This window comes from Curtobacterium sp. MCSS17_016, assembly GCF_003234255.2.
Taxonomy (GTDB): Bacteria; Actinomycetota; Actinomycetes; order Actinomycetales; family Microbacteriaceae; genus Curtobacterium; species Curtobacterium flaccumfaciens.
This window is the reverse complement of the sequence record NZ_CP126255.1, coordinates 372597-394572: the sequence shown is the minus strand read 5'-3', so window position 1 is coordinate 394572 and position 21976 is coordinate 372597. Positions and strand designations below refer to the sequence as shown.

General features: G+C 66.9%; 28 protein-coding genes. 16 read left to right on the top strand and 12 right to left on the bottom strand.

Annotated features, from left to right (window positions below):
- Positions 1–75 precede the first annotated feature (75 nt).
- Genes DEJ19_RS20870 through DEJ19_RS20860 form a run of 3 tightly spaced genes read left to right on the top strand, consistent with a single transcriptional unit; the run spans position 76 to position 4175 of the window.
- Entirely contained in the window at positions 76–426 is a 351-nt protein-coding gene (locus DEJ19_RS20870; protein WP_111231861.1) for a hypothetical protein, read from the top strand.
- A gap of 54 nt (positions 427–480) precedes the next feature.
- A complete protein-coding gene (locus DEJ19_RS20865) occupies positions 481–930 on the top strand; it encodes a hypothetical protein (RefSeq protein WP_146250423.1) in 450 nt (149 codons plus the stop codon).
- Positions 930–4175, top strand: coding sequence for a hypothetical protein (locus tag DEJ19_RS20860; RefSeq protein ID WP_111231863.1), 3246 nt, complete (start codon positions 930–932; stop codon positions 4173–4175). Before DEJ19_RS20865 ends, DEJ19_RS20860 begins: the two co-directional genes overlap by 1 nt.
- A gap of 52 nt (positions 4176–4227) precedes the next feature.
- Here DEJ19_RS20860 and DEJ19_RS20855 read toward each other — a convergent pair whose 3' ends face one another.
- The 3 genes from DEJ19_RS20855 to DEJ19_RS20845 form a co-directional block, all read right to left on the bottom strand.
- The gene (locus DEJ19_RS20855) at positions 4228–4686 is read right to left on the bottom strand and encodes a hypothetical protein (protein WP_111231864.1); all 459 of its coding nucleotides are present in this window, start codon (positions 4684–4686) and stop codon (positions 4228–4230) included.
- A gap of 89 nt (positions 4687–4775) precedes the next feature.
- Positions 4776–5237 carry a hypothetical protein gene (locus DEJ19_RS20850; protein WP_111231865.1) on the bottom strand — a complete coding sequence of 154 codons (462 nt, stop codon included), beginning with the start codon at positions 5235–5237 and terminating at the stop codon, positions 4776–4778.
- 435 nt (positions 5238–5672) lie between these two features.
- Positions 5673–6023 carry a histone-like nucleoid-structuring protein Lsr2 gene (locus DEJ19_RS20845; protein WP_111231866.1) on the bottom strand — a complete coding sequence of 117 codons (351 nt, stop codon included), beginning with the start codon at positions 6021–6023 and terminating at the stop codon, positions 5673–5675.
- Positions 6024–6167: 144 nt separating this feature from the next.
- Here DEJ19_RS20845 and DEJ19_RS20840 point away from each other — a divergent pair, with 144 nt between their 5' ends.
- On the top strand, positions 6168–6839 hold the full coding sequence (locus DEJ19_RS20840; protein WP_111231867.1) for a hypothetical protein: 672 nt from the start codon (positions 6168–6170) through the stop codon (positions 6837–6839).
- A gap of 54 nt (positions 6840–6893) precedes the next feature.
- Entirely contained in the window at positions 6894–7277 is a 384-nt protein-coding gene (locus DEJ19_RS20835) for a hypothetical protein (protein WP_111231868.1), read from the top strand.
- A gap of 71 nt (positions 7278–7348) precedes the next feature.
- Here DEJ19_RS20835 and DEJ19_RS20830 read toward each other — a convergent pair whose 3' ends face one another.
- The 3 genes from DEJ19_RS20830 to DEJ19_RS20820 are packed head-to-tail and all read right to left on the bottom strand — an operon-like array spanning position 7349 to position 8830.
- On the bottom strand, positions 7349–7594 hold the full coding sequence (locus DEJ19_RS20830) for a hypothetical protein (RefSeq protein WP_111231869.1): 246 nt from the start codon (positions 7592–7594) through the stop codon (positions 7349–7351).
- On the bottom strand, positions 7576–8316 hold the full coding sequence (locus DEJ19_RS20825; RefSeq protein ID WP_146250426.1) for a hypothetical protein: 741 nt from the start codon (positions 8314–8316) through the stop codon (positions 7576–7578). Before DEJ19_RS20825 ends, DEJ19_RS20830 begins: the two co-directional genes overlap by 19 nt.
- Positions 8303–8830: a MauE/DoxX family redox-associated membrane protein gene (locus DEJ19_RS20820; protein WP_111231871.1), complete on the bottom strand. Its 528-nt coding sequence runs from the start codon at positions 8828–8830 to the stop codon at positions 8303–8305. The genes DEJ19_RS20825 and DEJ19_RS20820 overlap by 14 nt, the downstream gene beginning before the upstream one ends.
- Positions 8831–9173: 343 nt before the next feature.
- On the opposite strand from DEJ19_RS20820, the gene DEJ19_RS20815 reads away from it, so the two are divergent.
- The 5 genes from DEJ19_RS20815 to DEJ19_RS20795 all read left to right on the top strand — a co-directional run bounded on the left by DEJ19_RS20815 (position 9174) and on the right by DEJ19_RS20795 (position 11112).
- Entirely contained in the window at positions 9174–9380 is a 207-nt protein-coding gene (locus tag DEJ19_RS20815) for a hypothetical protein (RefSeq protein WP_111231872.1), read from the top strand.
- 85 nt (positions 9381–9465) lie between these two features.
- Complete coding sequence (locus tag DEJ19_RS20810) at positions 9466–9927, top strand: hypothetical protein (protein WP_111231873.1); 462 nt, start codon at positions 9466–9468, stop codon at positions 9925–9927.
- Positions 9924–10136: a hypothetical protein gene (locus DEJ19_RS20805; RefSeq protein ID WP_111231874.1), complete on the top strand. Its 213-nt coding sequence runs from the start codon at positions 9924–9926 to the stop codon at positions 10134–10136. Before DEJ19_RS20810 ends, DEJ19_RS20805 begins: the two co-directional genes overlap by 4 nt.
- 71 nt (positions 10137–10207) lie before the next feature.
- Positions 10208–10825 carry a nucleotidyltransferase domain-containing protein gene (locus tag DEJ19_RS20800; protein ID WP_111231875.1) on the top strand — a complete coding sequence of 206 codons (618 nt, stop codon included), beginning with the start codon at positions 10208–10210 and terminating at the stop codon, positions 10823–10825.
- Positions 10826–10830: 5 nt separating this feature from the next.
- Positions 10831–11112 (top strand): helix-turn-helix domain-containing protein, encoded by a 282-nt coding sequence (locus DEJ19_RS20795; RefSeq protein WP_111231876.1) that lies wholly within the window; start codon positions 10831–10833, stop codon positions 11110–11112.
- Between the two features lie 17 nt (positions 11113–11129).
- Here the strand turns inward: DEJ19_RS20795 and DEJ19_RS20790 are convergent, their stop codons facing one another.
- Genes DEJ19_RS20790 through DEJ19_RS20770 form a run of 5 tightly spaced genes read right to left on the bottom strand, consistent with a single transcriptional unit; the run spans position 11130 to position 14963 of the window.
- Positions 11130–11681, bottom strand: a complete 552-nt coding sequence (locus DEJ19_RS20790; protein ID WP_111231877.1) for a hypothetical protein — start codon at positions 11679–11681, stop codon at positions 11130–11132.
- Positions 11678–12109 carry a hypothetical protein gene (locus DEJ19_RS20785; protein ID WP_111231878.1) on the bottom strand — a complete coding sequence of 144 codons (432 nt, stop codon included), beginning with the start codon at positions 12107–12109 and terminating at the stop codon, positions 11678–11680. Before DEJ19_RS20785 ends, DEJ19_RS20790 begins: the two co-directional genes overlap by 4 nt.
- Before the next feature lie 37 nt (positions 12110–12146).
- Positions 12147–12455, bottom strand: coding sequence for a hypothetical protein (locus tag DEJ19_RS20780; RefSeq protein ID WP_111231879.1), 309 nt, complete (start codon positions 12453–12455; stop codon positions 12147–12149).
- Between the two features lie 43 nt (positions 12456–12498).
- The gene (locus DEJ19_RS20775) at positions 12499–12735 is read right to left on the bottom strand and encodes a hypothetical protein (RefSeq protein ID WP_111231880.1); all 237 of its coding nucleotides are present in this window, start codon (positions 12733–12735) and stop codon (positions 12499–12501) included.
- Complete coding sequence (locus tag DEJ19_RS20770) at positions 12732–14963, bottom strand: ATP-dependent DNA helicase (protein ID WP_111231881.1); 2232 nt, start codon at positions 14961–14963, stop codon at positions 12732–12734. Before DEJ19_RS20770 ends, DEJ19_RS20775 begins: the two co-directional genes overlap by 4 nt.
- A 98-nt stretch (positions 14964–15061) precedes the next feature.
- Here DEJ19_RS20770 and DEJ19_RS20765 point away from each other — a divergent pair, with 98 nt between their 5' ends.
- The 6 genes from DEJ19_RS20765 to DEJ19_RS20740 all read left to right on the top strand — a co-directional run bounded on the left by DEJ19_RS20765 (position 15062) and on the right by DEJ19_RS20740 (position 21353).
- Positions 15062–15595: a hypothetical protein gene (locus tag DEJ19_RS20765; protein WP_111231882.1), complete on the top strand. Its 534-nt coding sequence runs from the start codon at positions 15062–15064 to the stop codon at positions 15593–15595.
- Positions 15596–15729: 134 nt separating this feature from the next.
- Positions 15730–15936, top strand: a complete 207-nt coding sequence (locus tag DEJ19_RS20760) for a hypothetical protein (RefSeq protein ID WP_111231883.1) — start codon at positions 15730–15732, stop codon at positions 15934–15936.
- Between the two features lie 37 nt (positions 15937–15973).
- Positions 15974–16132, top strand: a complete 159-nt coding sequence (locus DEJ19_RS20755) for a hypothetical protein (RefSeq protein WP_181441410.1) — start codon at positions 15974–15976, stop codon at positions 16130–16132.
- A gap of 453 nt (positions 16133–16585) precedes the next feature.
- Positions 16586–17545: a hypothetical protein gene (locus DEJ19_RS20750; protein ID WP_146250431.1), complete on the top strand. Its 960-nt coding sequence runs from the start codon at positions 16586–16588 to the stop codon at positions 17543–17545.
- A gap of 82 nt (positions 17546–17627) precedes the next feature.
- Complete coding sequence (locus DEJ19_RS20745; RefSeq protein WP_111231885.1) at positions 17628–18725, top strand: hypothetical protein; 1098 nt, start codon at positions 17628–17630, stop codon at positions 18723–18725.
- 159 nt (positions 18726–18884) lie between these two features.
- Positions 18885–21353, top strand: a complete 2469-nt coding sequence (locus DEJ19_RS20740; protein WP_111231886.1) for an ATP-binding protein — start codon at positions 18885–18887, stop codon at positions 21351–21353.
- A 57-nt stretch (positions 21354–21410) separates the two neighbouring features.
- On the opposite strand, the gene DEJ19_RS20735 is transcribed toward DEJ19_RS20740, so the two are convergent.
- Positions 21411–21968, bottom strand: a complete 558-nt coding sequence (locus tag DEJ19_RS20735) for a hypothetical protein (protein ID WP_111231887.1) — start codon at positions 21966–21968, stop codon at positions 21411–21413.
- Positions 21969–21976: the final 8 nt, after the last annotated feature.

Here is a 21976-nt window from a genome sequence, read left to right as displayed (position 1 = left end):
CACGAGACACCTCGGTTTTCGCCGCATGTTCGCGTTCCGGAGCCATCAACTCCTCACCGCGAAAGGGAACCCCTCATGCTCACCAACCTGGCCGTCTCAGCGACCACCCTCCTCTCGACCGCGAGCTCGAGCGAGAAGGTCGACCTCACAGGGTCGTGGAACACGCTCGTGTCCGCCCTGTCCGGCGGGAACGTCGACAAGCTGCTGCAGTTCCTTTCCATCGCGGGCGTCATCCTCGTCGTCGTCGCGGTCGGCGGCTACCTCTTCCAGCGCCGCCGCGGTGGGGGCGGTAACACTCAGGGACTCCTGTGGGCGGCACTCGCGGGTGCGCTTTTGGCCGGACCGAAGTTCTTCATCCCTCTGATCCTCACGCTCGCAGACTTCGCGGTGAACGGTATTGGAAATATCATCGGTAACCTGACGTAATGCCACCCTAGGGCGGCGGTCCTACCGCCGCCCGCAAGCCCGAAGGGGTGAACCATGCCCAGCGTCTACTCCCTAACGGACCTCACCGGCCGCCGCAAGAACGACGGCCGAACCATGATCATCAGCGGCATCGAGGTCGGTCGACGCACCCTCATCGTGTTCAGCCTCTCCGGTGTGCTCTCACTCGTCCCCACTCTGATGCTCCTGCCGTTCTTCGGCATCCTCGTCATCGCGATCGTTCCCCCGATCGTCATCGCCGCGTCGTTCATCTTCTTCGAAGGACGCAGCCGACGTGGGCTCCAAGTACGCCGCTACCGCGAGTTCCTCGACAAGAGACAGAACGACGCGAACACGTTCTACGTCTGCTTCCAACCGACAACCAAGGACCTCGGCTTCACGCGCATCGTCGCCAGCGCCGAACCAATCTTCCGCCCACTAGCCGACGCACCGAACCCCGTCTTCACGTCGTCCCGCCGGCTCACCGGCAAGAGAAAGCCAGCCTGATGCACCTCTGGAAGAAGCTCCTCGCAAGCGCCGCGCTCACCGTGGCGCTTCTCGGCGTAGCTCCGGCAGCGAGTGCCACCACCAGCGAGCACAACCCCGCCACCTCGGGCATGAGTGCGGCCTCGCCGCTGCTGTCAACCGCGGGCGGCGACGCCTCGAGCTGGAGCCAGGTCGGCTGTAGCAACGACCAGGACCCGAACAACTGCCTGCCCTACAAGCGATGGGACCAGGCCACGCAGGCCTTCCACGGCCGCTTCGACGGCTTCGGCGGAGTCGCCGCCACTTCCTACATGATGCAGGCCGGTGTGTCCGGCGCGTTGATGAGCGTCGGGAACCTCTTTTACAACCTCGGGGGCGGGTTCGTCGGCATGGCCGGCGACACCGACCTCCTCGGCACCGTCGGCTACACAGTCGACAAGGGTTTCGCCGCCATCGGGCACGCGTTCCTAGCCGCACCGTTCGCCGCAGGCATCGTAATCATCGGCGCCGGTGGGGCACTCTTCGGCGGCATGCGTGGACGCCCTCCCCTCCGAAAGCTCCTGTCCATCGCCCTCATCCTCGGCATCGTCGTGGCAATGGTCAGCGGGGCCAACGCCACCACGGAGAAGACGTCACGCTCTAACCAGGGCGGATGCACCTCTATCAACAACTTCGGGGTCGCGTCGCCGGGCTGGATCGCTAACCTCACAAACGTCGGCGTCTGCAAGCTCACCGAAGGCATCGCTGACTCGCTGTCATCCACTGCGGACAAGATGAAGGTCGACAACGACGACTACCTCAGCGCTGGCCAATGCGCGCCATACGTCAAGCGGCTGGTTGACCTCGGCTCCAAGAAAGCAACGCAGACCGAGGTGCAGCTGAACTATGCCTGGATGAACTCCGGGCTTGCCGCTTGGGCTCAAACCCAGTACGGCACGACGAACAAGGACGGTAAGAGCTCCAGCTACGGTCAGGATGTCCTGTGTCACCAGCTTGACGTGAACTCCGGCCGCAAGGCGGAAAACCAGATCCTTCTCACCTTCGGAAGCAAGGACGTCGCCACGAATGCTGGGGCGGTGAACGGCGACGGCAAGTTCGTCACGCGCTCTCCGCTCTGGGTGCGCAACAGCGATGACAAGGACGACGACCGTGCTCTCGTCGCGTGGGCGGCCTGCCAGTACGACAAGTCTGGGAAGCTGTCCGTTCCCGCGGGCTTCAAGAAGCCCGCGTCAGACCAGTCCATTGACACCACCCAGTGCTTCAATGCTATCTCGAATCCGAAGCCAGACGACTTCAACAACTTCGATTTCCCCGGGTCGAACAGCGACATCAACAAGAAGTACGACCAGGAAAACACGTCCGCGGCTGACTACGAGGCAGAGACTAACTTCCTCGCGAGTCTCCACGGCAACAACCTGACGTCGAACGGGTCCGGCCCAATGTTCGCCTACCTCATCTCGGCTCTGGCGTGCTTCGTCGTCTACACCGCAATCGCGTTGGTTGTGCTCTTGGCTAAACTCGCCACTGTCATTCAGGTGCTCGCCCTGATCTTCGTGCTCATCGGTGCGTTGATCCGCGGGGACGGCTTCAACGGAGTCCTGAAGTATGCGAAGACGTACGTCGGATTCGCGGTGCTCTCCATGAGCGCATCGCTCCTGCTGTCGCTCGTAGCTCTCGGTTCAAAGATCGTCATGGGATTCCACCTCGCCGAAGCTGGCAGTATCGTCAACTCCGTCTGGGTTGGACTCTCACCACTCATCGCCATGGTGATGCTCCACCTGGTATTCAAAAAAATCTTCAGGCTGCCCAGCCCCTTCACCGTCTCCGGAGCCATGGGCTACGGCGCCATGGCCGGAGGATTCGGCGCAGTCGCAGGTGCCGGTCTGGTCAACCGACTGCAGTCGCGCGGCGCCGGGGCGCCGGGACAGCTGGGTCGCGCAGGTATGAACCGCGCCTCCCGGACCGGCGGGGCTGCGGCTGGGACCCTTGCTGGCGCCGGAGCGGGTGCCGGTGCTCTCAGCGCTGGCGCCAAGGGCCGTTCGGGCCGCATGACCCCGCTGGGCACGGGCGGTGCAACGAAGGCCGCTATCGGAGGCCTTGCTGGGGCTGGCGCCGGAACTGGCGCGGCGGCCGCCGGAGGGCTCGGCGTGGCGAAGGTGTCCGGTGTGCTCGGCTCTGCGGGCAAGGCAGGCAAGAAGGGCGCCCTCGCTGACTTCGACCCGACGCTGCCGCAGGCGGCTCCGCTGAACGCGGGCGAGCGCGCGAACCAGGCAGTCACGAACGCGCTGACCAACTCGAAGCAGTTCATCACGGGAGCCGGAACGAAGGCGCTCGCGGCGCACAAGGCGGCTCGGGAGAAGATCCCGTCCGCAGCCAAGGCTGTCGCCGGAGCGCCGAAGCGTGTCGCCATCGGAGCGGCCGCCGCCACGCGTGCAATCGCCACGAGGGACGGTCGCAAGACACTGATCGACGGGGCGAAGGGTGCGACGAAGCGTGCCATCGGTCACGCCAACCAGAGCGTCCGGAGCCCGGAGTTCTGGAAGCAGGCTGGCCTCCTCGCGGCGAAGGCACCGGGGCGTTCCGTGCAGTTCGCCGTAAACACGGGAGCAGCGGTGGCGCGGCCGGCGATGGTTGCGCACGCTGCGACCCGGCCGGGCCGTCGGGCTCTCGCGGGTGCTGCCGCCGGAGCTCTCACCGGCAACTTCGGCAACGTCGTCAAGGGCGCGCGGGACGGGCACAAGGCCGGCTTGCAGAAGACGCGAAACATCAAGAATGCGGCGCGGCAGAACGCAGCCGGGCAGCTCGAGCAGCACCGCGCTCAGGTGGCTCAATGGGGGCAGCAGAAGCTCCAGCCGTCGCAGGAAGCGATGAAGGCGGCCGAGTCGGCTCGGAACGCAGCACGACAGCAGGTCGAGGACCTGAAGCGACGCGTGGAGACGGAGTCTCACGGGAAGCGTTCGAAGGAGCAGCACCAGCTGCTGACCGAGTATCGGAAGGCGGAGACCGAGTACTCACGTCTCGACGGCGAGCACCGTGAAGCGCAGACCGCCCACAAGGCTGTCGCCGACGAGGTCAAGTCGGTCACCGACGCTCAGAACGCTTACGTGAAGGAGCGCGTCGAGGACAAGAACCCGCACAAGCGACTTGCGGCGGATGTCCGTGAACAGGCGAACAGCGAACGCAAGGAGCAGCGCGCGGCCCGTGCTCAGCACAAGCAGGCGCGTCGCGCTCTTACGCAGGCTGGGGCGGAGCAGAACGAGGGATAGACGCAGCACAATAAGAAGAGGCTCGAGCGTGCTCGGGCCTCTTCTTGTTGTGTCAGGCCGTGTACTGCTTGATGGGGCCGGTGCGTCGCGCGACATAGACGAGTCGCTCCACAACGTGGAAGAAGTCGCCTCGGCCCCGGATCTGAACGCGGTCCTCTCCTGCGACGACTTGCTGGTGGACGGAAAGGACCTCGTTGGTGAGGATCAACTTGAACCCGTCGTAGAAGATGATGTCGCCGGGCGTGATGTCGGTGTCGCGGACAACCCCAAAACCAACACCGTCTTTGCCTCGGAAAGCGGGCGTGACCGAGAAGGCCGCGGCGACGTCGTCCTTCTTCGGGTTGTACTCAACCTCGAAGTCCTTCACCGGCAGGTGCTGGTGCTGAACGCCGTCCGCAGTGATCCAGTCGGCCTGGCCGCGAGCAGCGAAGCGCGTGTAGACGGTTCCGGCGGAATCCTTGACGCGTGCGCCGAGCTTGAGGTCGATGTTCTCCGGGTAGTGCTTCGGCATGGTCTGTGGTTCCCTTCCGGTGTCGCGTGGTGTGCGTTGTCGAAAGGTGTATGCGCGGACTCTTACCAGAGTTTGCGTTTCAGTGCAAACTACTGGTCCCAGCGGGTGTATTCGTGGGGGTTGGGGCCGAGGTTCCGTGCGATGTAGACGACGCCGGCTGGATAGTACCAGTCGCCTTTCGCCGTGATGAGGACCGTCTTCGGTTTCCACCAGCGGTGAACGGTTCCGACCTCGCGCACGACGTGCTGCTGTTTGCGGAAGCCGGGGGTGAAGATGGTGTCGCCGGGTTGGAGGTCGGTGTCGGCGACGATGCCGAACCCGTGGTCTTCTGGGCCGAGGACGGGTGTGACTGCGAAGGCTGCTTCGAGTTCGTCTTTCTCGGGTTGGTGGACGGGGTGCCAGGTGACGGGGATGGTGGCGTACTGCTTGCCCTGTTCGCTGATCCAGTCGGAGCGGTTGAGGCGTGCGATGCGTGTGTAGAGGATGCCGTTGGTGCCGCGGACGCGTGCGCCGATGCGGAGTTCGGGGTGGTTGATCTTGGTCTTCGCCACGGGGTCCTTCCGGGGTGGTCGTGACTCCTATGAGCGGAGTCGGACTCCCTTCCGGAGATGCGGCGACGAGCCGCTGGCTACGTGAAGTTGTTGCAGCGGGACCGCGCCGGCATGCGGATCCGCGGTTGTTTCGTTTCTGAGCCCGAGCCGTGACAACTTCAAGCTGGCGGCGGACGGGGACCGTCACCGACCCCCGTTGAAAGAGCGTCAAGGGCACGTTTGCCCTTCGGTGCCTGTCCCTGTCAGCGTTGAGTCGTGACCGCTTCTGACGTCGTCTTCTTCGCCATCCCTGCCTTCGCTGTTCTCGTCGGCGGTGTGGCGTTTGCCCGCTTCTGGTCGGCCCGCCGTTGAACGCACTGAAGCCCGGTCCTCGAGCAATGAGGACCGGGCTTCGGCGGTGTCTTCTCCGGCGTTCGGGTTCGCCGGCGCAGAGCGTTAGTGGGCGGCTGCGTATGCTTCCTGTACCTGGCTGGAGATGCGGCCGCGGCTGGAGACTTCGTAGCCGTTTTCCTTGGCCCATTCGCGGATCTTGCTGAGCTCTTCGGAGTTGCCGCGTCGTGCCGGAGACTTCGTGCCACCAGTCGCACCGCTGCGGCGGCCGTTGACCTTGCGGGCGGCGGCGATGTAGTCGGAGAGGGCGTCGCGGAGCTTGTCGGCGTTGTCGTTGGACAGGTCGATTTCGTAGTCGGAGCCGTCGTATCCGAACTGGACGGTGCGGCCGTTTCCTTCGGCGATGGGGGACTGGTCGAGGTCGTCGACGAGCTGAACGGTGACCTTCTGTGCCATGAGTTGCGCCTTGTCTGTTGCTGGTTCCGCACGCGCATTCCCGATGTGCGCGCGGTGCGGAGTTTCCGCGTCGACAACGGTACATCGTTCTCACCGTGTTCCGTCTTATGAACCGATTCGTGTCGTGCCGCATAGCGGGTCGACATGCACCGCTTCGACACTCATTTCCGGGACGGGCAGCGGGTGGAGGATTCTGTCGCTGCGCTCCTTGGCACGCGCAGATTCACTGATGGTGACGGTGTTGACCGGCACGCTGGCGACTTCGCGTTCGAAGGGATGCTCGTGGAGTGCAAGTCGGACTTCATGTTCGACAAGACGGGGAACATGGCGGTGGAGTTCGCCGACGATCACGGCGGATACGCGCATTGCACCGGTGTGGGGAAGACGGTGACGATGGGAACGAATGCCATCTACGTGCATGTCCTCGGCACGACTGGCCGGTTCGCTGTGTACAACGCGGAGGACATGGTCGCCTACCTCGGCAGCATCGCCACCGCCCGGCCGCGGGTGGTGTCAGCGAAGAACAGCACGTACGACACCTGGTCGGTCCTCATCCGAACCCCGGACGCTGTCCCGGCGGCCCCGTTCACGATCACCGGCGCCGACCATCTCCCCGCAGTGGTGCGAGCCGCAGCCGCCCCGTGGACGCACCGGCAGCAGCAGGACGTCCTCGACGTCGCCCGGGCCCTCCGACCGGCGCTACCGGCGGACCTGCGGGTGAAGGACGCGGTCGGGGCGGCGTGGGCGACGCCGGCGGCTGTTCGACCCGGGCCGGGGTTGACAGCGCGCTCTCAGGATTCCTCAACAGCCTGTTGAGCAGTTCCCGTCGTCCTGAATTGAGCCGGCCTCGAAGTGCGCCAGGATGAACGCATGACTGATGCGCCTGTAACCCTGACCATCACGGTGACGCCCGACCTGGCAAAGACGCTCTGGTTCAACGTGGCTGCGACTCGCGACCGGGCGGGCGACGAGAACCTGCGTCCGTTGGGCGCGGACGCCATCGACATCACCAGCGACGAATTCCTGAACGGCTCAGTGCTGTCCTGCCACGGCCCGGCGGAGGCGCTGATGCTGCAGGCGTACGAGGTGGCCGCTGGCCACCGAGCGCTCGTGCTCCGCAACACCGACGGCGACCCGGACAGCGAGGTCCCCGGCGAGGCGCTCGGCGGTCGGGACGGCTTCCTGGTTGCGACAACTCGCGCCCCGGAACCCCGCCTGCCGCGGCCTTCTGAGATGACACGCCAGTCCGACTGACCGCTCGCCGGCGACGGCGAACTAACGAAAAACCCCGGGCCTGCTCGCAGCAATCCCGGGGTTCTTCGTTGTCAGTGGTGCGCTTGTGCGTGGACGTCGGGTTGGTGTTGCGTGTGCTGCCGGCGTTGGGCGATGAGTCCGTCGATGGCTGCGACGACGGCGACGATGAGGAGCAGCCATCCGATGAATGCTGGGCTCTGGACGCCGATGAGGTAGGTCACGCCGATGAGGGCGGTGACGATGGCCGCTCCGTAGGCGCGGATGTGGCGCTCCTGGTACCAGGGGCGGGTGGCGTTGTTCAGTGGTTCGCTGCGCATGTGTTGGTCCACTTCTTGCAGTTCTTCACGTAGCAGGAGCTGCAGACGATACTCGCGCAGAGGAAGCCGGCGAGGGGGCTTCCGACGAACGCGACGACGCAGCCGCCGCAGCAGGATCCGAAGCCGGAGAGGCTCATGCTGCTGCAGAGCCGGACGGCGTAGGTGCCGGTGGGGCACTTCAACGCCATCACCGCGTCGGTGCCTGCTGGTGTGGTGACGGACTTCATCGTGGCGGCGCTGCCGCCGGTGCCAACGAGGGTCGCAGCGTCCTTCGTGACGTCGTACATCGCGGTAGCGGACCGGCCGACGGAGCCATCTGCGAGGTGCTCTTGCCAGTTGAGGACGGCGCGGGTGTCGCTGAGGTTCGTGCCGGTGACGGTGACGGTGCGTCCGTCCTTGTACGTGCGGATGGCGGACTTCGCGATGGTGCTGCTCTTGGCGGAGTCGATGTGCTTGGCGGCGACCGGGGCGAGAGCTGCGGTTGCGGTGAGCGCGGCAGCGTGTCGCTTCGCGGTGCTGTCGTCGAGCTCAGTGGTGGACTGGGCTTCCTGGAGGTACCACTCGTCGTCGTTGACGGTGGTGATACCTCGCGCGGTTTTGGTTTCGGCGTTGGCGAGTTCGGGGAACATCGTCGACAAGGCGCCGACGGCGACTGCGGCGAGTCCACCCCCAATCAGTTGCCGACGTCCGAACCCCTTCTTCTTGTCGTCAGACATGGACATGCGATTCCCCTTCAATCGGTGTTGCGGTCTTGCGGTAGCGCATCGCAACCCCTGCGACGGCTGCCAGAACGGAGGCGCCGGCGAGCGCCCAGTAGGTGGGCGGTGCCGCGGTTGGTGAGAGCGCGGCGGCTGCGGCGGTGATGGCGATGAGTGTGACGTTCCGGATGATGAGGGCGGGCCGCACTTCGCTGGTGGAGAGCGTTCCGTGGCAGCCGCAGGAGGTGTGGATGCCGCGGCGGAGGACGCTGGCGAGGGCGACGGTGTACGCGGCGAGGAGGACGATGACGGCGACGGCGCCGAGGCGTGGGCTCTGGCCGCTGATGAGGAGTGCTCCGGCACCGACTTCTGCGGCGGCGAGGAGGAGCGCTGCGGGCCGCTCGAGCCTCACGGGCAGCAGCTTGTAGGCGTGGACGGTGCCGGCGGTGATGTCGAGGCCGTCGCGGACTTTCACGACGCCGCTGAGCAGCATGTAGGCCCCGATGAGGAGGAGTGCGCAGTACGTGACAACGGCCATGTGTTCGCTCCGCTCTGAGTGATGCGGCCACGGTAAGACAGGTCGTTCTACGCCGCAAGACGTTCCGGTCTACCCCTTCCTGAGGGTCAACTCAGTGACGCGTCAGCGTACAAACCAGGATCCCTGGCATAGGCACCAGCGTGACCCGCCAACCCCCGCTGCCGCTGTTCCAAGCGCTCGAAGCGATGCTCGCTCGAGCGGAGCATGCTCCGGCGTGCGAGGTGCGTCGCCGTGCTCTGGCCGGCAACCGTGACTGGGTGTGCGAGTGCGACGGGCAGACGCCGGCAACGTTCCCTCCAGATCCGAACGTCGTCGAGTTCCGATGACCGCGCATAGACGGTCCGTGAGCAGCCGCAAGTACACGATCAAGACCTGGTACTCGTACAACGTCTTCGGCGCGGACGAGCACTACTGCGTCGGCCTGTACCGCGACGGGAAGCACATCAACACCTGGTCCTACTCGACGTTCTTATCGTCGAGCCTGGCGCACCGCCGTGCCGAGAAGCGCATCGCTGCGCTCCGTCACACGTACGACGCAACCGTCGAGTAGCCACCCCGTCCGCGCATACCGTCACTGACGTCACTCACGCTCAGTGTCGTCACTCACTTCCGCCACGTCCACTGAGGAGCCCGCCGTGCCGTCTTCGTTCAAAACGACCCGCCTGCACCCGGGCCCGTGGTCGTTGCAGCACTTCCCGGACGCGCAGCCGACGATGTTGGAGGCGCTGGCGATGCAGCGCTCCCTGCTGTCGTTGCCGTTCGTCCTCGCCGACGTCGGCGACCAGTTCGACTGGTTCGACGAGCTGCGTGGCGTGAGTCGTTTCGTCGGCGTCGCAGGGCTGCATCAGGCGCTGGTCGCAGCGCACGACCGGATGCGCGCTGCGAAGACGCGTCTGCGTGAGGAGGGAAACGTCTTGACCGTGTTCGCTCTCGACGCTGAGACGGACGCCCAGTTCAACGACGAGCAGAAGGCGATGGTTACCGACCTGTGGAAGGACGGCTACCACTTCGGGGAGACGCTGCTGATCTACCCCGACGGACCTACCCGGTTCGACGTCGCTGGCCTCGGCATTCCCGAGTTCGGCGTTCCCGCATGAGTCTGGCGGCAGACGCCCGCCGCCTACAGCAGGAGGACGACGGCACCGCGGAGGAGCACTACCGGCTGACCCGGCCGGAGTCCGCCCCGCACTGCCCGGTCTGCGGCCGGTACGCGAAGTACGGAGGGTCCACGTATGACCACCACACCGGCGTTGTCACCCTCGTCGTGCTGTGCCAGCGGGATGGGGAGCAGCAGTTCGACGAGTGACTACATGCAGACACCGATGACTACATCTAGTTGCCGCTGACCACATATAGTCACGCACGAAGGAGGCTCGCATGCTGCTCCAGAACCCATTCGCGGCGCTGATGCCGACCATCGAAGGCGAGGTCCTCGCTGTGCTCGCCCGGTTCCAGCGCGATCGGCCGTTCCCGCTGCCCCTCATCGTTGAGCGCACCGGCCGTTCTCGAACTGGCGTCCGCCGCGCGCTCGAGCACCTCGTCCAGCAGGGCATCGTCCTCTTCGACGACATCGGCGGGTTGAAGACCTACCGCCTCAACCACGACCATCTCCTCGCGCCGCAGGTCGTCGCCATCAGCAGGGCCCGCAACGAGTTCCTCGACCGGCTCCGTGACGCTTGCGCCCAGATGCCGCTCCGGTACGCAGCGATGTTCGGCTCCGCAGCAAGAGGCGAGATGCGCCCCGACAGCGACATCGACCTCATCTTCATCGCCGACGCGCAGCACCGCGCCACCGTCGAGGACCGAACCCACGACCTCGCAATGGCCGCGCGGATGTGGACCGGCAACCCCGTGAACCCCATCTACTTCAGCACCGAGGACATCACCTCGTCGGACGAGCTGCTGCACACCATCGCTGAGGAGGGCGTGCCCCTCATCGAGGATGAGCGCTGGTTGCGGAAGCATCTCCGCCGGGCGGCCGAACCTCTACGCTGACCAGCATGGGTCGTCCTGCTCGTCTGCTGCCGGTGGAACTGTGTCCGGCGCCGTGGCCGGAGGAGCCGTCGGACGACCGCGCTGCGGAGACGGCCCGCCGTCTGGTGGTGAACCTCCGGGCGGCGATGAACGGCCGGACCTTGCGGGCGGTCGCCGCGGATGCCGGCATGGGCCATGTGACAGTGCAGCGGGTGCTCACCGGGCAGGCGTGGCCGGACCTGCAGACGATTGCACGGCTCGAGGACGGTCTCGACGCCGACCTGTGGCCAGTCCGGCCTCGCCCCTGACCGAGAAGACAGACGCGTCAGCGTCCGGCGGTCTCCACCACGAGTTCGAGGTACCGCAGTGGCCGTCCGTCGCGGGCTGCGGCGAGCGCTGCTGACATCTCCGGGTGCGGTTCGGCTTTCACGAACGGCAGCCGGAGGAATGGGTAGCCGGCGGCGACGAGGTTGGAGACGCTGAGGTAGCGGGCGATGGCGGGGTCGGCGCCGGCGGTGAGCACCTGGCCGTAGAAGTCGAGCACGTCGGTGACGTCTGAGCCGGGGTGGTCGATGCTCCCACCCGGAAGATGCAGTGTCAGCGGCATCGTCGCGTCGTCGAGGAGCGGCCGGTAGATGCGCTTCCGCATCCGGTTGAGGGTCCGCACTCGTTCGGTCGCCCATCGTGGGTCCTGTGCCGGCGCTCCGTGGATGAGCGCGGTGACCTGTGCGAACCGGAGGGGAAGCCCTTCGTGCGCGGCGTCGTCGCTGATGTCCGCTTCACCGTTCCGGTTGACTGCCTCGTAAACGGCGAATCGCCGCTGCAGTTCTGGAGTGCGCGCCGCTTCGAGTCGGGCGGCGAGGTCGGCGATGCTCACGCGGCAGCCGTGGCGGCGGCGGCGGCCGCGAGTCGGGTGAGGACAGCGGTGGCGTGGCTGCGGTAAGCGGTGATGACGGAGTCCGCGTCGGGGTGGCCGCGGAAGCGGAGATTCCTACGCACGTCCCGGAGAGTGAGGTTGAGGTCGTCGATGAGGGCCGGACCGGCGTAGGTGGCAAAGCCGCCATTCAGGGCGGCGACGAAGCGGGCAGCGATCACCCCAAGGTCTGGTTCACCGGGTGAGGTGTACGTCCGGAAGACCACGAGGATGGGGTTCTCCCGGCCGGCGTTGTCGTGTTCGAGGTTCACCTGCCGGATGGCGGCGACGAGGTCGCTCCAGCCGGGCATCGTCGGCTCGGACAGCCCGACCCGGTGCCGGATGGGAAAGAGTTCGCGCTGGCGGGCTTCGCCGGTGGTGAACGTGCTCATGGCAGGTCTATGCGCGGATGTGTCTCGGCGGTGGGCGTCAGACGGTCGGGTGGACGTAGATGTCGAGGAGGTACTCCCGGTAGAGGACACTCTCGATGGTGAGCCGTCGGGCGGCGCCGACGAGTTGCGCACCGGGGAGAGTCTGCTCGAGCTCGTCGGCCGCTGTCCGACGGGAGGCGACACCGGTCTCCCATCGGGTGCTGTCGTCGGTGGCGGGTGCGGCCTTCACCCGGATGAACGTCTCGTCGTTGACCGAGTGCACGTAGCAGCGGTCACCGACTGCGATGAGGGCTGATTCCGGTGCGAGTCCCACCGGGCGGCCGTTCTGGAGGAGCAGGTTCGTCATGCGACTTCTATGCGGGCAGGCAGCCCATGGCGGTCTGACCTGGTCAGGGCATGAGGTGTTCGCCGGTGCGCATGTGCCCGGGGTGGTAGTCGTGGTGCTCGCTGGCGCCGGGGCCCCACAGTCCGATGCTGAGGCACAGGAGCCCGAAGAGGGCGAGGCTGGCATACGCCCATCCGCGGCGCCGCACCTCCGGTCGTCGGTCGCGGAGGCAGAGCACCGCACCCGTGGCGGAGAACGCGGCGATGCTCAGCACGATGACGACGGACTGCGCGACGGTCATGCCGGGTGCCCGCCGTTCTTGATGTACGCCTTCAGGTCGTCGAGGCGGGTGGACTTGATGGGGAACCACCGCATCGCTTCCTGGTAGGCGTTGCGGGCGCGAGCGTTGTACTTGAACGGGCCGGCGTTGATGGTCCGGCCGTCCCAGACGACTGCGGCGCCCGAGTCCCCGCCGCCTCGGATGAGGCGGCCGAGTTCCTGCTCGAGGAGGGATGCTGCGTCGGCGACGTACACGTAGAGGTCGGCGGACCACTTGTCGATACCCATGGCTTCCATGAGCGCTTCCACGCGGGCGTCGTCTACGGGGTTCGATGCGGCGCGGGGGATACGGTCCACCTGCACGAGCGTGTTCGTCTTCCCGGGGCCGTCGGTGCCGGTCATCAACGCTTTCGTGCCGACGAGGATGCTGGATTCGTCGTCGCGCCACTTCTTGACGACGTCGCCGTCACCGTCCCACTGGGAATAGACGTTGAACCGGCCGCGGGCGATCTTCCGGTAGTGCTCGGTGTACAGCTTCCCGTTCGCGGCGGTCGCGGCGAGCATGAGCCCGGATCCGCCGTTCCAGACGAACGCGTCAGCGGAGCCGTGCTTGACCCATTCGGCGTGCTTGCGGACATCGAAGCGCTGCTTCCCGTACGCGGTGACGGACACCTGCTCGATGACCCTCGGGTCGTCCATGCGGGCGACGACGAGGAGGCTGTTGGCGTACTCCTTGTCGAACGGTGACGGGTACGCGGTGATGTGGGTCTTGAGGCCGGCGTCGCGGGGGAACCCCTTCGGGAGGGTGCCGGAGATGCAGATGGCGGTGAGGGGCCGCGGTTCCACTTCCGCTTCCTGGTGGTCGTCACCGGCAGGCGGCTTCACGGTGTCGTCCTGCGGCGGTTCGTCACCGTTGCCGGAGGAGTCGTTCCAGATGTTGCGGGTGAGCATCCCGGAAACGGTCACCGGTGCGGTCTCGATGGCGGACACGTCGCCGGACTCGGTCCAGGCGCGGCTGACACCGACGTAGTGGTCGCGGACGTCCTTCACGGCCTGCACCATCTGGTCGATGGCTGCGGAGCCGCGCTTGCCGGCGATGACGGACGCCATGTCGGTCTGGTCGGTGGACGACTGGATGTACTGGGAGCCCTGCTTGAGCCACTGGGTGAGAACGTCGCCGGTGTTCGCCAGCGGGTCGGTGTCCTTCGGGATGCGGCCGTCCTGAACGGATGCGACACCTGCGTGGATCTCCGACTCGACGTACCGGATGACTTCCCGGCCGTCGAGGGCCCACTGGTCCACGGACGGGTTCCCGGGACCGCCGACAGCTTCCCGGACCCGGTTGACGATGCCGTGCAGGCGGGGTGCGCTGATGGTGACGGTGCCCTGCGAGCGGACCGACGCCGGCAGCGACTGCGCTTCGTCGACGATGATGCCGTGGAACGGACCGAGCTTGCTGTTGCCGATGACGACGGGGGTGTTGTTCGCTGCCTGCACGGCGAGCATCGCGTGGTTGGTGATGACGATGTCCGCTTCCGCGGCCTTCTCACGGCTGATGCGGGGCTTGCAGATGGCGGCGAGCGGGCAGGCGTTCTCGCCGACGCATTCCTGCGTGGAGACGGACACCGCCTGCCATTCACGGTCGGTCATCTGCCCGCGGTAGGAGGCCTTGTCGCCGATGACGTCGGGGTTCTGGTGCTGCTTCACCGCCCAGGACAGCAGCGGGCGGAGCGTCTTCGACTCGTGCACGCGGCCGTCGGCGAAGACGGAGTCCTTGAGGTGTGCTGCGTCGATGCGGTTCGCGGTGTCGTCGTACCCGCCGGCGCCGTTGGTGATGCCGAGCTGGCGGACGGTGTTCATCGTCTTCTGCGCGCAGAGGTAGTTCGACCACCCCTTGAGGACAGCGGTCTTCAGGTCGTGACCGTACGCGTCCTTGACGGCTTGGGCGACGTGCGGGCTGTCGCGGAGGTACTGCTGCTGCAGGTCGAGCCCTTCCGTGGCGATGACCCACCGTTCCCCATACTGCGCAGCACCGACCGCCGCGGCGGACATCGACGCGTACGACTTCCCGGAACCGGTCGGCGCGAGACCCGCCATGTGCCCGCCGAGCGGGTCAGCAGCGCGCGCCATGTCGTCGGCGAGAAGCGCCTGCCCGGGCCGCGGGGTCGCGGTGGGGATACCCAGGCCGATGCGGACGGAACGGGTGAGGATGTCACGGACGGCGAGTACACGCTTCGATTCGGCAGCCATGCCGTGCCCTATGCCCGCCAGGGTGCGGCAGCAGGTGGGGGAGGCAGATCAACCGAGTGGACGATGCGTCGGCGTCGCACGGGCGACAGACTGCTCGTGTGCGCTCCCCGTTCTTCGTCACCGGTGCCGGCCGTGGCTTGGCTGCGTTCGCACTCATCGTCAGCGTGCTCGCCGCTGTCACGGGCGTGCTCATCGGCGGCGCCTACTACCTCACCTCCGCGGTGGCTCATGGCGCTCGTGAAGAAGTCGTTCTGTCGGGCTCGAAGGAGTTCGGGTCATGCCTCGGGCATTCGCCGTGGTCATGCCAGTCAGTACCGTTTGACACCGTCGAGGCGAAGTTCGGCCGACATGTGAGACCGGGCTGGACCATCCTCTCGGCAGAAGCAGAACCTGTCGCCGCGGTCAGCGCCACCGCACAGATCCAGGTGGTGTTCGAAGCACCGTCCGGAGCAGACGTCAGCTCGTGGCTGTCGCTTGCCGACCACGTCCACCACCAGAGCACTGCGGCGTCCGCGCCGCTCCTCGAGGACCTTGGCGTGAAAAGCGTTGATGGTGGTACCGACGGCTTCACGAAGGTGTTCACCGGCCAGGCCGACGACCACACGTACGTCTGGGCCTACAAACACCTGTAGAACGCGTCACCTTCCGCTGTGACCGCTTCCGCTCGCACCGCTCTGATCAGCGTGGTTCGGGGAGGACGGGCCCGAGGAACCAGTCGGCAGAGGATCGCCGGGCTCGTGGGGCGCTCGCCGCATCTGACGGTTGCATGACCGACTTCATCCCGTCCCGTCCGACCCGCTGGCAGGCGTTCTGGGCCCGGCCTGTCACCGCGCTGTTCTGGCCGGTGGGGATCCTGCTGTGGGTGACGTCGTACCTGCTGCAGTTGCCGGCGCCGGCGGACGCGCTGATCGTCTTCGTCGGGTACGTGCTGGTGTTCAGCGTCCTCATCCGCCCGTGGGGGTCCACCCCCTGAGCCGGAGCTCGGCCGCCGCTTCGCTACCCGGTGGGACTTGCTGTTCCTGCCGATCGTCGTCGTCGTCATCGTCGGCCTGTTCCTGCCGCCGCACAGCCTTCTGAGCGTCATCGGGCAGGTTCTCGTCGGCGTGTACGCGCTCGTCGAACTGGTGTGGCGGCTGGCTGACTTGGCTGGCCGCCGCCGGGCTCGGTGAGCCCTCCGGTCACCTTCCTGTGGCCGGTTGCGGTCGCCGGTTGGGCGACGCTGCTGCTGACTGCTCCTGCACCGGCGGTGCTGTCCGTCGGGGTGCCGCTGCTGGCAGCTGCGGCCGTCGCCGGATTCTTGCAACACGGTGTTGCAGAAACCCGCCGTGACTTCGTCATCTCCTCAGCCATGTTGCTCCTGCCGGTGTTCGCGTACATCGCCACTGTCGCCGGCGCCGTTCACGGGTCGGTCCGCACCGCAGCATGGGCGGCGCTCGTCGGTGCAGCGTTCGACGTCGTCCGACGGGCGGTACGAACTGCCCGTCGAGTCACCGCCGCACGAACACCGCGGAGGGCCGCACCGGTCGCGCACCGGCGCCGGTCCTGCGTCATTCGCCCTGTTCGCCGCATAGAGGAGGGAGTCCCCACCGGGACGTGCCCGAGCGACTCAGGAGATTCCCCCGTTGAGCGAACAGACCCCCACGCCCGTCCCGCCGTTCCAGACCCGTGCGGAGGCGCTTGGCGCTGAGCGCCACGGCTCACCTGTCGTGCCCGCTGCGGTGCCGGTCCCACCGCCCGCCGCTCCCCGTCCGGTCCCGCCGCCTGCCGCGGTTCCCGCTGCCGTACCGGCGCCGCCGGCTCCGGCGAGCGCCGTCCCAGTTCCGGCCGCGGTCCCGGCTCGACCAGCACCCGCACCGGTACCGCCGGTCGCTCCGGCACCCGCACCGGCACCCGTCGCTGCTGCACCTGCCGCTCCAGCACCGGCCCCGGCTTCGGCACCGGTCGTCCCATCGCCGTCCGCTCCGGAACCGGACGAGGAGCAGCTGTCGGCGCTCGACAAGGCCGCGCTGTCCGATGAGGCGTACGTCGTCCACGACGACCCGTGGGCAGACGTCACCAACGCCGAAGACGGCTCCATCACGCTCGCTGACCCGCCGGCCGCCGCCGATGAAGACGACGACGATGACGACGAGACGGACACCCCGAAGAAGACCTCCCCGCGTCGGAACGCCGCGAAGGACCGCGCCCTCGTGCGGAAGACCGTCGCGAAGGTCCTCGAAGTGCAGGCAGCGGAAGCTGACCTGGTGAACGTCGCCGCGAGCATCCTCGGCGTCAACCCGGACAACACCGCCGACCTCACCGTCGCCGTCATCACCGCGAACAGCCGCGACCTGCAGGTCGTCACCGACCTGAAGACCATCCTCGACGCGGACGCCCTTGAGGCAGGGGTCACCGCCACCGGTCTCGGCCGTGCACGTCTCCGCGCCGTGTGGAAGCTCCTCGCCGGCCTCGGCGGTGTCACCGGGGAGATGCCGTCCTCCGACGCGAAGGCCGCCATCGCTCTGGTGAAGGCCCTGCACGCTGGCGACTCGACCGCCATCCGCAGCCGCGTCGATGACGCGGTGGACCTGCTGCGGAAGTGACTCGCGCCGCAGCGCACCCGAACAACCCCCGACCCCGAGCCGTGCACCGTGAGGGCACCGCTGCGACCCGTGTGAAGAGCTGATGGCGAAGAAGAAGAGCAACCCAGTCCAGAACTGGCTCGACGACGCGGAGGAAGTGCCGCGGAAGAAGTCCCTGTCGAACCGGGACCGGTATCGCCGGCAGCTCCTGTACCGGTGGGTGGTGAAGTCCAGCGTCTTCCTCACCCCGGCGCTGGCGATCCTCTGCATCCTCCTGCTCGGCAACGCCGGCGGGAACAGCGACCCGGTGGTCGCGAAGCCCGCCACCGTCGACGTGAAGGGCCGCACGACCGCGACGCTCACCGTCCAGCAGTGGCTGGCGTCCACCCCATCGCCGGTTGCGGGGAAGGGGCAGATCGTCTCCTACGACGGGCAGACCGTGGTGAAGAAGCCGGCACCGCTGGTGGACAAGAACGACAAGGAGACCGTCGTCGCCGCGGCGTACACGACGGAGCTGCAGCACTTCACCATCAGCGACGGTCTCGGGCAGACGTTCTCCGTCGACGTCACCGTCGCCTCCGACAAGACGTACGGCGCAACCGTCCTCGCCGGCCCGTCCCTGCTGCCGGTGCCCGGTGCGGACAAGAACAGCATCGACCAGCAGACGTCCGCAGCGTCCGGCACCTGGCCAGGCCTGTACGACGACACCGCATCCGACAGTGTGAAGCAGGCCGTCGACACATGGGCGGCCGCGTTCACGAAGGGTGACTCCGCGTCGATGCGTCTCGCGATGCAGGACAAGAAGGCGTCCCACACCTACCAGACGCTGTCCAACGTGCAGGCCGTCATCCCGCAGGTCGGAGCCGCCGCATTCGACTTCGGCTCCACCGAGAAGAACGCCACCTCCCAGGGGAAGAAGACCAGCAAGCAGCTCGTCCGCGTCACCCTGTACATCCAGTGGAAGGGCAACCCCGCCCCAACCGGCAACGACGACACGAAGGGTCTCCCCGCAGTGACCTACGACGTCCTCGTCATGAACGCCAACTCCGCAGCCCCAGCTGTCGTCGCTTGGGGAAGCCCCGGCACCGGCACCAAGCTGCAGCCGTACGAGAACGCCCTCATCGGCAAGTCGCTGCAGGCTTCACCCACTGACGCTCCGACCGCACCCGCCGGCGGCGACGGCGCCACCGTCGGCAACTGACCACCAACAGACGAAACGGCTCGACACCACCCCGGTGACGAGCCGTTTCGTGTCCGCCGGGGGAGCGGCGGCTGGGTGTCGTTCGCCGCATAGAGACGGGTGCTGAGCAACACCGCGCTCCCGACGAGGCGGCCGCTCAGCCCGACCGGCAGGAGCACCATGGCGAACACCCGACCCGACTACCCGACGATGGTCGCTGGCCGCATGCAGGACGGCCGCCTCATCGGTGTGGACCAGTCCGTCTGGCTGTACAAGAAGGTGCCGCTCGCTCCGGTGACGGAAGCGAAGACCACCGAGCGGGCCCTCGTCGCGGCGCTCCCACTCGTCAACGCGTACGAGTCGCTCGCGCAGATGACACCTGTCCGCTCGAACCGACGTGCCCTCACCCGGGCGCAGTACCGGGACACGCACGCGCTGCTCGTGAACATCCCGACCGCGTACCGGCCGACACCGTCGGACATCGACGCGTACCTCGCGGAGCAGTACGCAGGGGAGCGGGTCTACAACCGGTTCCTGCTCTTCGGCGTGAAGCTGCAGTCCACCGTCGGCGACGGCGGCTTCCAGGCGGCCATCAACTCCGTCACGCAGACCCTCCTCGAAGGTGGCACCCCCATCTCCGACTACGACAAGGACTTCCGGCAGGTGGACCAGGCGCTCACCAACGCCGGCCTGCAGTCGATGACCGCGGCGGACTTCCGGATGGCGAACTCCTGGTGGAACCAGGGACAGTTCCCGGACACCCCCACGCTGTTCCACTCCGACCACATGCACGTCTTCGGGTCCGCAGAAGCGACGAGCATCGTGCAGCAGATCGGGCCGGACCAGTGCGAGGCGTGGCCGCCGCTGTCGGACACGTCCACCGTCACGTTCGCGTCCGTCCAAGACCTCGACCTGCCGTTCGTCGACGCCGGCACCAGCACCGCTCAGTGGATCTCGCCGTACATCCGCGCCGACGCGTCCATCGTCTCCATCCGCGCCCTCGTCGAACCGTCGAAGGTCACCCGTGACGAGCTGCGCCGGAACCGGAAGCAGAACATGGACGACCTCAACGAGCGCATGCGTGAGCAGAAGATGGACCGTGCGGAGCTCGACGAGAAGATCGAGACCCTCGAAGCGGTGGAGAACGGATACGCCTCCGGCGGCGGCCCCGCCACCCTCGTCGACGCGTCCATCCTGATGGCGTTCGACGGCCGCATCGAGGACATGTCCGAGATGTCGTCAGTCAACGTCACCCTGAACGCGATGCTGTACCGGCAGAAGTCCGCCTGGGCGGAGACGATGCTGTGCTCCAACGTCCGCACGAACCCGAACCGCCACGACCTGCCAGACACCACCATCGCCTACTCCGGCCTGCCGTCACTGTCCACCGTCGGCGACACCTCCGGCGCGATGGTCGGCTTCACCGAATCGGACCGGCAGCCGGCGCTGCTCAGCCCCACCGCCGTCGCGCAGGAAGACCGCACCCCCATCTGCGTCGTCGCCGCCGCATCCGGCGCCGGCAAGTCGATGATGATGCTCTGGCTCGCCGACCAGTTCGCCCGCATGGGCCGCCCCTGCGTGATCATCGACCCGAAAACCGGGAGCGACCACAGTGGTGCGACGAACCTGTCTGGCGGTCAGGTGGCGTCGCTCGACGACTTCATCTCCTCCGACGGCGTGTTGGACCCGCTGCGGTTCGCGATCACCCGTCAGGACGGTGTGGACATGGCCGCGTCGATGATCCTGTCAGTGAACCCTTTCGGCAACAACCGGAACGACGCGGAGGTGCCGCTCATCTCCGCGTTGAACTACGGCGTTGGCCACGGGGCGACGTGCATCGGTCAGGCGCTGCTCACGGCCGTTGAATCGGACCCGCAGAACCAGATGTGGCGGTTCGTGTACGGCAAGGTCCTCGAGCTGGCGAACGCGTCGTCGCAGTTCCGGGCGATGGTCGGCTTCGAGCCGGGAACCGAGGCACTGCGTATCGCGGACGGCATCACCCTCATCAAGGTCGGGAAGACGTCGCTGAACCTGCCGACACCTGGCACCACGGCGGAACAGCAGAACATCTCCCAGCGTGTGTCGCTGGCGTTGGTCCGCATGATGATCTTCGGCGCGGCAACCGCGTTGACGGGTCGTGACGGCGTCATCTTCCAGGACGAGGCGTGGACCATCCTGAACTCCGACCCGAAGGAAGTCGAACGTCTCGGTCGTCTCGCCCGTTCCCAGCGTGTGCTGCCGATCCTGTTCTCGCAGGACATCTCCGGCGCAGCGAACGCTGGTCTCGCCGGCTACATCAGCCGCGGGTTCGTCGGTCCCATCACAGACGAGAAGGAAGCACTCGCTGCGATGGAGCTGTTCGGCATCGAACCGACGCCGGAGCGGATGGCACGAGTGACGGCGTCGGCGACGATGGACGCGTACGGCAACGACGAGTACGCCGCACCGAACTACAACTCGATGAAGGCGCTGCGAGACCCCCGCACCCGGAAGGTGCTCCGCGGCTCCGTGTGGATGTACTCGGACCTGTCCGGTCGTGTCATCCCAGTGGAGTGCGTCATCCCGCCGGAGTTCCTGCGGGTGGCGTCGACGAACGCGCTGGACATCGACGCACGTGAGAAGGCCGCGTCGATGGGGCAGGCGGCGTAGAGCAGGCAGAAGGCCGGCGGAGTGTTCTCCGCCGGCCTTCTGGGTCCTGGTGCCGGGTCAGCCCTTCAGCGCGTCGGAGAGGGTGAGTTCAGCGGGGAGCTTGTCCCCTTCGTCGCTGGGTGCCTTCGTGAACTCGGTGTCTTCGGTGACGCCGGTGCTGCGCGCCGCAGCGTTCTGCTGCGTCTCGTAGACGCCGGCGGTTCCGCCGGTGACGTAGAACTGGCTGGCGAGGTCACCGTCGAGACCCGACGGTGTCAGGTACAGCAGGTACGTCTTTCCCTTCTCGAGGAGGGGGCCGGGGCCTTCGATGCTGGCACTACCGTGCTGACGGACGACGACAGTGGATCCAGCCGGGTGGCTGGTGTCGGTCTTCGCGGTTGCGCCGACGACGACGGTGGAGAGGGTGAACTCCCCGCCGCCGGGGATGTCCGTGGCGGTCTTCTGCTCTTGGACGGTGCCGCTGAGGACGACGCTGCTGTCTTCGGCCAGGGCCGGCACCGAGTCGTACAGTTCGACGCGGGAGCCTTCCGCGTGCGAGGTGGAGCAGCCGGTGAGGGCGATCGCGCTGAGGATGATGGAGCCGACGGCTGCCGTGGTGGTGATGGTGCGCTTCATGGTCTGCC